7 protein-coding genes and 1 CRISPR repeat array are annotated in these 11256 nt (G+C 64.0%); of the genes, 3 read left to right on the forward strand and 4 right to left on the reverse strand.

The features are described 5' to 3' along the window. Window positions 1-85: 85 nt before the first annotated feature. Complete coding sequence (locus tag CK498_RS07850) at window positions 86-673, reverse strand: DUF4202 domain-containing protein (protein ID WP_095620331.1); 588 nt, start codon at window positions 671-673, stop codon at window positions 86-88. Window positions 674-821: 148 nt separating this feature from the next. Here CK498_RS07850 and CK498_RS07855 point away from each other — a divergent pair, with 148 nt between their 5' ends. From CK498_RS07855 to CK498_RS25710, 3 genes are all read left to right on the forward strand, one after another. Further along, on the forward strand, window positions 822-1145 hold the full coding sequence (locus CK498_RS07855; RefSeq protein ID WP_095620332.1) for an antibiotic biosynthesis monooxygenase family protein: 324 nt from the start codon (window positions 822-824) through the stop codon (window positions 1143-1145). Window positions 1146-1270: 125 nt separating this feature from the next. Continuing rightward, window positions 1271-1702: a DUF29 domain-containing protein gene (locus CK498_RS07860; RefSeq protein ID WP_089660608.1), complete on the forward strand. Its 432-nt coding sequence runs from the start codon at window positions 1271-1273 to the stop codon at window positions 1700-1702. Window positions 1703-1935: 233 nt separating this feature from the next. After that, window positions 1936-2139, forward strand: a complete 204-nt coding sequence (locus tag CK498_RS25710; RefSeq protein WP_141246929.1) for a hypothetical protein — start codon at window positions 1936-1938, stop codon at window positions 2137-2139. Window positions 2140-2289: 150 nt separating this feature from the next. Beyond that, window positions 2290-9069: direct repeats of the CRISPR family, unit length 33 nt; unit sequence GTTTCTATCCGCGCGCCCCGTGCGGGACGCGAC. A 187-nt stretch (window positions 9070-9256) separates the two neighbouring features. On the opposite strand, the gene cas2 is transcribed toward CK498_RS25710, so the two are convergent. Genes cas2 through cas4 form a run of 3 tightly spaced genes read right to left on the reverse strand, consistent with a single transcriptional unit; the run spans window position 9257 to window position 11253 of the window. After that, window positions 9257-9547, reverse strand: a complete 291-nt coding sequence (gene cas2 / locus CK498_RS07870; protein ID WP_095620334.1) for a CRISPR-associated endonuclease Cas2 — start codon at window positions 9545-9547, stop codon at window positions 9257-9259. A gap of 21 nt (window positions 9548-9568) precedes the next feature. Then, a complete protein-coding gene (gene cas1c, locus CK498_RS07875) occupies window positions 9569-10609 on the reverse strand; it encodes a type I-C CRISPR-associated endonuclease Cas1c (RefSeq protein WP_095620335.1) in 1041 nt (346 codons plus the stop codon). 5 nt (window positions 10610-10614) lie between these two features. Further along, window positions 10615-11253, reverse strand: coding sequence for a CRISPR-associated protein Cas4 (gene cas4, locus CK498_RS07880; protein WP_095620336.1), 639 nt, complete (start codon window positions 11251-11253; stop codon window positions 10615-10617). Window positions 11254-11256 lie beyond the last annotated feature (3 nt).

Raw genomic sequence — 11256 nt, forward strand, 5'->3', positions numbered from 1 at the left:
GCTCAATCAAACGACAAAAATTATCATTTGCAATTGAGAATCTAGGCCGCCACCGCCACCCTGTCAAGCTAGGCCCAGCGCGCTATCATCCGGCCAGCGCCTCTTCTACCAGCCCCCGCGCCTCCGCGCTCATCGGCAGCTGTAACGCCAGCGCGTGGGCCTCGGGCGACATCTTCTTCCAGGTCTTCTGCACGATACGGATCAGGTGGTCGTGCTCCACCTGGCGCGAAAAGTCGCCGAAGTAGTTCTCCAGGAACACCAGGCAGGCGCAGTCCTCCAGCGCCTGGGTCTCCGGGTCGCGGCCCAGGCCCTGCTTGCGGATCAGGCTCGCCGCGCGCGCCGCGTCATCGGCCGAGTAGCCCGCTTCTTCCATCAGCCGCGCGGTGGTCTCGCCGGCCTGCTTGCCCTGGTCGCGACGCCAGGTCAGATAGCCCACCCGGCCCTCGGGATACGCCTCCCGCGGCACCTTCCAGCGCTGTAGATGCTGGGCACGCACCGCCAGCTGCAGCGGCTCACTGGGCGAATCCGCCAGCGTCTCCAGCCAGGCGCTCATGCGCCGCGCATAGAACAGCTCCTGGGGCAGCGACTCGCCCTCAACCTCCACGCACCGCGGATCCTCAGCGTGCAGCGCATCGATGGCGGCCAGGGCTTGGTCATAGGGGGTATCGGACATACTCACTCCTCATCGTCGGTGGCGGTTCAGTGCCGCCGTTTCCTATAGCCTATCAGCGTAGCGGCTGGATAAGGACGACGGGCGGGATACACTGAGCCCACATCGAATGCCTTAGCCGCAGCGGCAAAGAGCAGCAAGGAGCAGTGCCATGAAATATATCTTCGAAGTGCATATCCGCGACGGCTACCAGGCCGAGGACTACGCCGACGCCTGGGTCCGTGCCAGCGAGCTCATCCAGCAGGCGCCGGGGGCGCGCGGCACCGAGCTGCACCGCAAGATCGACGACCCCAACACCCTGATCGCCATCGCCCACTGGGACAGCAAGGCCAGCCGCGATGCCATGGAGGCCCAGCCTAACCAAGAGATAAAGGAGATCATCCGCTCCGCGGCGCCCTGCTGCGAGATCCGCCTGATCGGCGAATTCGAGGAGCCTGAATGGGTGGTGATGCCGACAGGGGCCTCGCCAAACTGAAGTGGCTACCGCGGCAAGGGAGAGCGTCTCATGGCGCAGGGGCCGACTTGGCGGCGGCTGGTCCTGCAACGCGACCACGCATATGATGTTAATAACCAACGTGGCAAGAGCCTTGGAGCCAAGCGATGCCGACGCATTACGATCAGGACACCTATGCTTGGGCGCTGGAGCAGGCAGCGCTGCTGCGTTCTGGAAAGATGGATCAGCTCGATGTCGAACATCTTGCCGAGGAGATCGAGAGCATGGGCAAGAGCGAACGACGCGCCCTTATCAGTCAGTTGGCCCGGCTCCTGATGCATCTGCTGAAATGGGAATATCAGCCTGACCGCCGCTCGCGCAGCTGGCGCCTGACCATTCAGGATGCTCAGGTCAAAGCCGCTCGACTACTTGCCGACAACCCGAGCCTCAGGGCAGCGCTGCCCGATCTGATGGCCAGTGCTTATGACGATGCGCGGCGAGCCGCAGCAATCGAGACCGACATGGAACCGGATGCCTTTCCTGATACCTGCCTGTACAGCTTCGATGAAGCCATGGCGTTCAAACCCGATGCTCATTAAGCCGTGCCGTATGAACTGATATTCACCGGCAGGCCCCGCGCCTGCGGGGATCGGGTCGTCGGTAATTCAGCTGGGCGGCAGCACACTTTCTAAGGATGTTTAAGGAGATTATCCTTCGCACGGCGCTCTGCTGCGAGATCTGCCGGATCGTCGAATTCGAAAAGCCAGAGAGGGTCGTGATACTACCAACCCTCTCTAAGCTGAAGTGGCCACAGCAGCAAGGGAATATCGCCATGGTCAACTATACGTATTACTCCTATCGTATCTATTGGTCGGCCGAAGACGACCAGTTCGTCGGTCAATGCGCCGAGCTGCCGAGCCTCTCTTGGCTGGCCAACAGCCAGAGAGAGGCCCTCGACGGTGTCGTGACGTTAGTGGCCGACGCAATGGCCGATATGCAAGCTGAAGGGGAAATACCTCCCCAGCCGCTGGCTTAACGTCAATTTTCGGTGCGGTTCAAAAACCACATCCTGCCCGATTAGCATCGTGAACTAGCTACTGGGCCGCCGCTTGCACAAGCATCTATCCACACACCCCAGGTGAGGGTGCGACTCGCGACCATCGGCACCGGCAAGATCGGCCGGGTTGTTTCTATCCGCGCGCCCCGTGCGGGACGCGACTTTTTGCAGCGGCCTTGCTGCGGCCGTTCTGGGCCTCGTTTCTATCCGCGCGCCCCGTGCGGGACGCGACTCGGCGCGCTCGGCCTTCTTCTCGTCGTCGAGCATGTTTCTATCCGCGCGCCCCGTGCGGGACGCGACGTGTTACTAAGCACGCTGACGGGGAGAGTGTCACCGTTTCTATCCGCGCGCCCCGTGCGGGACGCGACGGGTGGCCAACGCCGATGGCTGGGACGCCAGCGCAGGTTTCTATCCGCGCGCCCCGTGCGGGACGCGACGCGAGCGGGAGACCCGCACCGGGCCGGATGGGCGCGTTTCTATCCGCGCGCCCCGTGCGGGACGCGACCGTCAGCTCGCTCGCGGAACCATTCAACGCCGAGGTTTCTATCCGCGCGCCCCGTGCGGGACGCGACTGGCGGCGCGCTGCAGGACCTGACGCACATGATGTTTCTATCCGCGCGCCCCGTGCGGGACGCGACTTCCGGCGGCGACGATGGAAATAACGAGGGCAATGTTTCTATCCGCGCGCCCCGTGCGGGACGCGACCACAGAAGAACAAGAAGTCTGGTGCGAGCTCGTGATGTTTCTATCCGCGCGCCCCGTGCGGGACGCGACGCGAGCGGCTGACCACCGAGCTGGCCCTGGGCGAGTTTCTATCCGCGCGCCCCGTGCGGGACGCGACTCGCGATCGGCGGCGACGATGACGTCATCGCTGCCGTTTCTATCCGCGCGCCCCGTGCGGGACGCGACTCTTGACCTCGAGGATGCCGGGGCCATGCCGGCGTTTCTATCCGCGCGCCCCGTGCGGGACGCGACTAGATCTCAATCCAGCCACCATACAGAGCCCCCAGGTTTCTATCCGCGCGCCCCGTGCGGGACGCGACCGGTGGCGTCAAGGATGACGGCAAGACGCCAGAGTTTCTATCCGCGCGCCCCGTGCGGGACGCGACATGGCAAACGGACCTGGCTACGGCACTGGGCCTGTTTCTATCCGCGCGCCCCGTGCGGGACGCGACTATCGACCCAGGCTTGGGCGTAGAGGTCGCCGCGACGTTTCTATCCGCGCGCCCCGTGCGGGACGCGACCTTGCCCCAGGAGGTGCGCGAGGAGCTCAACGAGTTTCTATCCGCGCGCCCCGTGCGGGACGCGACGCGACCGAGATCCTGCGCTGCTACGCCGAGGAAGTTTCTATCCGCGCGCCCCGTGCGGGACGCGACTCTACGCCGCCATCCGAGACGGCAAGATACCGGGCGTGTTTCTATCCGCGCGCCCCGTGCGGGACGCGACAATTTCTCTATGCCGCGGGCGTCGAGCTCGGCGTGTTTCTATCCGCGCGCCCCGTGCGGGACGCGACGGCCACCCATGCGGTGGCCTCTTCCGTTGCAGGGAGTTTCTATCCGCGCGCCCCGTGCGGGACGCGACGCCACCCGACCACATCTTGCGCAGCATGGTGGGGTTTCTATCCGCGCGCCCCGTGCGGGACGCGACGCGGGAGTAGACGACCTGCCCGGTGTTGGGGTCGTTTCTATCCGCGCGCCCCGTGCGGGACGCGACGATGGTGGCGATGGTCGGCAGGTGCACGGCAGTGTTTCTATCCGCGCGCCCCGTGCGGGACGCGACGCACCTGGTTGAGCACCTTGAGATCGGTGTTGGGTTTCTATCCGCGCGCCCCGTGCGGGACGCGACTCTACGTCAGCACCACCACGCCCGTAACAAGGAGGTGTTTCTATCCGCGCGCCCCGTGCGGGACGCGACCTCGAGGCGGTCGAGTCCGGCATCACCATGTTCGAGGTTTCTATCCGCGCGCCCCGTGCGGGACGCGACTGGGCCTGCTGCAGCACCAGACTGCCGGCGATCTGTTTCTATCCGCGCGCCCCGTGCGGGACGCGACGCTGGGGGTCATCGTTGAGGAGGACCGCCACCTATGTTTCTATCCGCGCGCCCCGTGCGGGACGCGACGCGGCCACAGCCGTTGCCGGCCAGCCATCGAGCTGTTTCTATCCGCGCGCCCCGTGCGGGACGCGACAGGGCAAGGCCTTGGGCTTGTCGCTGCGAGCGACGTTTCTATCCGCGCGCCCCGTGCGGGACGCGACTGGACGCTTGCCGGCTGACGCTCGGTGTAGCCAAGTTTCTATCCGCGCGCCCCGTGCGGGACGCGACACCGCCAATCCGACCGACATGTCCATCGTCGGCATGGTTTCTATCCGCGCGCCCCGTGCGGGACGCGACGCCATGCGGCGGATGCTACGGACTGGGGAAGGTGTTTCTATCCGCGCGCCCCGTGCGGGACGCGACGAGGGAGGGGAGGCGCGGATCGATCCAGTAACGGGGTTTCTATCCGCGCGCCCCGTGCGGGACGCGACATATGGCGTGGGCGGCGGTCTGCCGTTCGAACTGGTTTCTATCCGCGCGCCCCGTGCGGGACGCGACGCCACCAGGCGTTAGAGGACAAGCAAACCGACGATGTTTCTATCCGCGCGCCCCGTGCGGGACGCGACCAGGTCAGCAGCTTTGCAGGAAGCAACCCTCAAAAGTTTCTATCCGCGCGCCCCGTGCGGGACGCGACGCCATCGCCCACGGGCTGGCCAGGCCCATATCTAGTTTCTATCCGCGCGCCCCGTGCGGGACGCGACCCGCGCTGCGTGAGTGGGCCGCTGAGGAGCGCGACGTTTCTATCCGCGCGCCCCGTGCGGGACGCGACACCGCACAAGAGCCCATCCTCGACGCCGCCAACGTTTCTATCCGCGCGCCCCGTGCGGGACGCGACATGGCTGTCATAATGCAGATCCTCTTACTTGGTTGAGTTTCTATCCGCGCGCCCCGTGCGGGACGCGACGTGGCGGCAGTGCGGGTCAGCGCACGGTTGTAGGTTTCTATCCGCGCGCCCCGTGCGGGACGCGACGAGCGAGCAGCCGGCTTCTGCAGACTCTGCTCAAGTTTCTATCCGCGCGCCCCGTGCGGGACGCGACCAGCGAAGTGACTCAGCCCGAGCAGGTCACCATCCCGTTTCTATCCGCGCGCCCCGTGCGGGACGCGACGATGAGCAGTGCGTAGCTGGCTGGATCATCACGGTTTCTATCCGCGCGCCCCGTGCGGGACGCGACATGCACAACTCAACGCGGTCACGCGGCACGTTCTCGTTTCTATCCGCGCGCCCCGTGCGGGACGCGACTCGCGCAGGGGTTGTATGATGCACTAATCGCAATTGTTTCTATCCGCGCGCCCCGTGCGGGACGCGACCCTGGCGGACTAGATTGGAGCGAGCACGGGGACTCGTTTCTATCCGCGCGCCCCGTGCGGGACGCGACTTGTGTATCCATCTTTTGTGTTGTCTGTCTCCGGGTTTCTATCCGCGCGCCCCGTGCGGGACGCGACGAGCGCACGCGGGAGATCATGCAATACGTGCGCGAGTTTCTATCCGCGCGCCCCGTGCGGGACGCGACCCGAATAGATCATGCGTGCGCCTGTAACAACACCGGGTTTCTATCCGCGCGCCCCGTGCGGGACGCGACTGCTAGGCCGTATGCGCGGGATCCTGAAGCGCTGGCGTTTCTATCCGCGCGCCCCGTGCGGGACGCGACTCGCTGGCCTTGATTATGTGGATGAGTTTCATTTCAGTTTCTATCCGCGCGCCCCGTGCGGGACGCGACCCTCGCTGGCACTCTTGTCGCTGCAGGAGTGGTGGTTTCTATCCGCGCGCCCCGTGCGGGACGCGACGAGCGCTCTACGTTCTGGGCCAAGTGGCTAAAGCGTTTCTATCCGCGCGCCCCGTGCGGGACGCGACGCTGATTGTTAATGAGCTACGTAGACGACTTGGTGTTTCTATCCGCGCGCCCCGTGCGGGACGCGACTCGAGTTATCAGCGCACACGAAGATCCCCCGGGCGAGTTTCTATCCGCGCGCCCCGTGCGGGACGCGACGCAGCAGGCCGCCTCTACCTGCATGCGAATGTGCGAGTTTCTATCCGCGCGCCCCGTGCGGGACGCGACCTGCGCTGTAGTTAGCGTATGTTCAACAGATAGCGTTTCTATCCGCGCGCCCCGTGCGGGACGCGACGTGGCAGACGCTACGATCAAGGGCAGCGAGACGGGTTTCTATCCGCGCGCCCCGTGCGGGACGCGACCGTGCGCGAGAACTACGCTATTGATGGTGGTTTGTTTCTATCCGCGCGCCCCGTGCGGGACGCGACCAGCGGCACGCAATCGCGTTGGCGGCCTCGCTGTAGTTTCTATCCGCGCGCCCCGTGCGGGACGCGACGGGCTTGAGCGAGGTTCTCGCCGAGGACAGGATGTTTCTATCCGCGCGCCCCGTGCGGGACGCGACCTTCAGCACCTTGAGCGTCTCAGCGATATGGAAAAGTTTCTATCCGCGCGCCCCGTGCGGGACGCGACTCGACGTGCTCTGCGCGGAGTAAGCGCCCGCATGTGGTTTCTATCCGCGCGCCCCGTGCGGGACGCGACTCCCAGTCCTGGCCTGTCTCTTCGCCCCACGTTAGTTTCTATCCGCGCGCCCCGTGCGGGACGCGACCCTTGTGCCGTATCGAGGGAAGGGGGGCGCCGAGGTTTCTATCCGCGCGCCCCGTGCGGGACGCGACGTTATAAGTTGTCGATATGCGTCTGTAGGGTTAATGTTTCTATCCGCGCGCCCCGTGCGGGACGCGACACTGCAATAAGTGCGATACTACCAAAGACACTTCTGTTTCTATCCGCGCGCCCCGTGCGGGACGCGACGCGGTGATGGAGTATGTTAATCGAGTGAGAGGAGTTTCTATCCGCGCGCCCCGTGCGGGACGCGACGCGTCGGGCGCTACGAGATCAACGAGCGCCGATACGTTTCTATCCGCGCGCCCCGTGCGGGACGCGACGACATCGAAGATGGGGTTGTTGCGCGACATCTGGAGGTTTCTATCCGCGCGCCCCGTGCGGGACGCGACCAAGATGGCGGCGACATTCCACCAATTCCTGATGGTTTCTATCCGCGCGCCCCGTGCGGGACGCGACGAGGCTGAGCTAGCGACCCACCGCCATGACCTTGAGGTTTCTATCCGCGCGCCCCGTGCGGGACGCGACGCCGTGAGGTTGTGGCGCATCAAGACTAGCGCATCGTTTCTATCCGCGCGCCCCGTGCGGGACGCGACCTCTTCGCGCTCAAGCAGGAGTCCCGTGCTGGAATGTTTCTATCCGCGCGCCCCGTGCGGGACGCGACTAGGGCCATATTAGGCAATCATCGCCGCCATAAGGTTTCTATCCGCGCGCCCCGTGCGGGACGCGACGGTTCTGAATCTATCGACGTCACCAGTGATGGCGGTTTCTATCCGCGCGCCCCGTGCGGGACGCGACGCCAGCGATGCCGCCCGCTGCGTTAACGGCAGCCAGTTTCTATCCGCGCGCCCCGTGCGGGACGCGACCCATCGCCCAAGTGCTCAACGCCACCAATGCGGGTTTCTATCCGCGCGCCCCGTGCGGGACGCGACACGTGGGCCGACACTGGCGAGGCGCAGACCGATCAGTTTCTATCCGCGCGCCCCGTGCGGGACGCGACCCTCGCTGGCACTCTTGTCGCTGCAGGAGTGGTGGTTTCTATCCGCGCGCCCCGTGCGGGACGCGACGAGCGCTCTACGTTCTGGGCCAAGTGGCTAAAGCGTTTCTATCCGCGCGCCCCGTGCGGGACGCGACGCTGATTGTTAATGAGCTACGTAGACGACTTGGTGTTTCTATCCGCGCGCCCCGTGCGGGACGCGACCGCCCTAAAGGACGGGGATTCCCAATTCAACGAGTTTCTATCCGCGCGCCCCGTGCGGGACGCGACACGATACGCTCAGGATTGGGTCAAACACCACATTGTTTCTATCCGCGCGCCCCGTGCGGGACGCGACGGGGTTTTTTATTGCCCGCACAATCCTAATAGTCAGGTTTCTATCCGCGCGCCCCGTGCGGGACGCGACACCTACGTCATGGCGTCTAATCGTCACGATATGCCCTGTTTCTATCCGCGCGCCCCGTGCGGGACGCGACAGCTTACACTGTGCCCCGACGGCGGGGCGTGTAAGTTTCTATCCGCGCGCCCCGTGCGGGACGCGACGGCCGAGTTCTTAGCCAGGCGGTGGAGGATGGCTTGTTTCTATCCGCGCGCCCCGTGCGGGACGCGACACCGGGCTAAGGTGAAATAATGGCGGTCCTAATTGTTTCTATCCGCGCGCCCCGTGCGGGACGCGACACAGTGGTTCGGGGCAGTGCCTGATTATGTGGACGTTTCTATCCGCGCGCCCCGTGCGGGACGCGACCGTCGATCTGATCAGCCGGGTTGTCGCCAGGGTTGTTTCTATCCGCGCGCCCCGTGCGGGACGCGACCGCATGAAGGGCTGGGCGGGATGGTTCCTGTTGCCGTTTCTATCCGCGCGCCCCGTGCGGGACGCGACAATAGCATGAGGCGCGTAAGGCGTGCTAGGGGTTGTTTCTATCCGCGCGCCCCGTGCGGGACGCGACACGTCCGATAGTTGGGGCCTCGCCTGAGTATGCGTTTCTATCCGCGCGCCCCGTGCGGGACGCGACGAGGATTAAGCCCATCCTCCACCGCCTGGCTAAGTTTCTATCCGCGCGCCCCGTGCGGGACGCGACATGGCTGGCGCGACCCTTGCGGTAGATGGCGCGGTTTCTATCCGCGCGCCCCGTGCGGGACGCGACTCTTCTGTAGTGAGCAATCTCACCGTGTCCGACTGTTTCTATCCGCGCGCCCCGTGCGGGACGCGACTGCTCCTTTATAACGCATTGAAATACCGATCAAAATGGGCAGCATCTTGCGAAACTGCCAAAGTAACGCAGGGAAAGCACCCATCAGCCGGCTGATAAATCTAAAAATCTTTCAAAATCATATTATTAAAGAGCCGCGAACCCACCGGGAAAGTGCCAGACACTATGGGTTCGCAAGACTAAGGAAATCAGAAAACGAGCGGGCCGTTCATATCCAAGGCAGGCTTGGCGCCGATATGCTCGATTCGATTCTTCCAGTTCCTGCCCAGGAAATAGAAACGCAGGCTGTCGACTTCATCATCGATCAGGTCGATCAACCGCTGTCGCAAGCGCACCCATTGGTCGGGATCGACCTCGATCTCGAATACCGAGAATTGCACTCGTTGCCCGACATCTCGGCAAGCCTTGGCAACACGGCGCAGTCGCCCCTCGCCGCCATCGGAAGAAGTGCTGACATCGTAGCTGACCAGAACCATCATCGCGGCACTCTCCTTATCGGATCACTTCCACAGGAAGGGTGGGTAGGCATCCAGATCGCCGCGCAGATGGCGCGCCAGCAATTGCGCCTGCAGAATCGGCAGCATGCCTATTGGCGCCTTCTCGCCAATAAAGGCATGGTTGAGCTCTTCACGCTTCCGCTCCTGATAGGCAGTCAGTACGGTCTTGCGCGCATCGTCAGTCAGTACCACGCCGCCACTTTCAGCAACCGTGAAATCCTTCTCCCGAAGCTGGCGACGATTGACTAGAGACAGCGCCAGTCGGTCCCCCAGCAGCGGCCTGAACTCCTCAGCCAGGTCGAGTGCCAAGCTGGGTCGCCCAGGCCGGTCGCGGTGCAGGAACCCTACCGCAGGGTCCAGTCCAACGCTTTCCAGCGCCGAACGGCAGTCGTGGGTCAGCAGCGTATAAAGAAAGGACAGCAGAGCATTGATGCGATCACGCGGAGGGCGGCGATTGCGGCCAGTGAAGCGGAAAGCTTCACCGTCATTACGAACAAGGCTATCGAAGACGCTGAAATAGACCTGCGCAGCCTCACCTTCAAGGCCTCGCAATCCATTGGTCAGAGGTTCTCGCAGCAGGTCGCGTGCGATTCTGCTCAGGCGAGTACACGCCCTATCCAATCCTTCGCGCTCAGCCGGGGCCAGCTTGCTGCCATAGTCACGCAGCCCCCTAGAGATTACCGCTCGTTGATTGTGCACCTTGCCGATCAACACGCCACGGACGATGGCAGCACACCCGACTTCGTCATCACTGGTGCGGTACTGGGTGCGCCTCAACAGCACGTTGCCGGATACCGGCCCTTCAATACGTGCGAGGAACTTACCATTGGACGACAAGTGAGTGATGGTAACCCCCTGCTCAGCACAGAACCCCATCAGCGGTGGCGATACCAGCACCCTGCCGAAACACACCAGCGACTCGAGCATATGGATGGGCAGTCGTGCTCGCTCCTTCCCCTCGACGTTCATGACCACGTTGGCCCCATCTTTTCTGAGCCAGGCTCCTTCGGTGGTGATGTAGAGCGTATTGAGCTGACGGCGCATGCTATTCACTCATCCAGAGATTGAATTTGACGCGCCAGCCAGCGGCCTGCCGAGCGCTGCTTGCCCATTACTTGCGGTTGGCAGGCATCGATCAGCGAGCAGTGGTCGCAGCGCTTGGGCTCATAGGTAGCGACTGGTGTATGGTTGCTATCGAAGAGATCACGCGTCTCGGCGATGACTCGCAGGGTCAGTCCCCGCAGCTCGTCGTCGAACGCGACGGCCTTGCGCCGCCGCGTCTTGCCATAGTAGAGCGCACCCTGCTCGATCAAGACACCCAGCATCTCTTCCAGACACAGAGCCTGAGCGCACAACTGCACCTCATCGGCGCGATGGGCCTTGGGCCGACCACGCTTGTACTCGATGGGCCGGACCACTGTGGGTTGCTGGGACTCATCGAACTCGACAACATCGGCAACCCCGGTCAATTCCAGCGCCTCACTGGCCAGCGGAAGTGCCATGGCGGTATGGATGCCCCGTCGACGCTCATGACCCAGGTGGTCGGCACGCTCATGGAGGATGCGCCCTTCCGCCGTATAGCGGTTTTCCGCCCACTGCTGTTCGAGGTGGATCAGCGCGCACTGGCGCGGACAGAACAGCATGTGCTGCAGTGCCGAGAGCGGGATCAGGCGAACGTCATCCTCCATCCC

This window comes from Halomonas salipaludis, assembly GCF_002286975.1.
In the GTDB taxonomy this organism is placed as follows: Bacteria; Pseudomonadota; Gammaproteobacteria; order Pseudomonadales; family Halomonadaceae; genus Franzmannia; species Franzmannia salipaludis.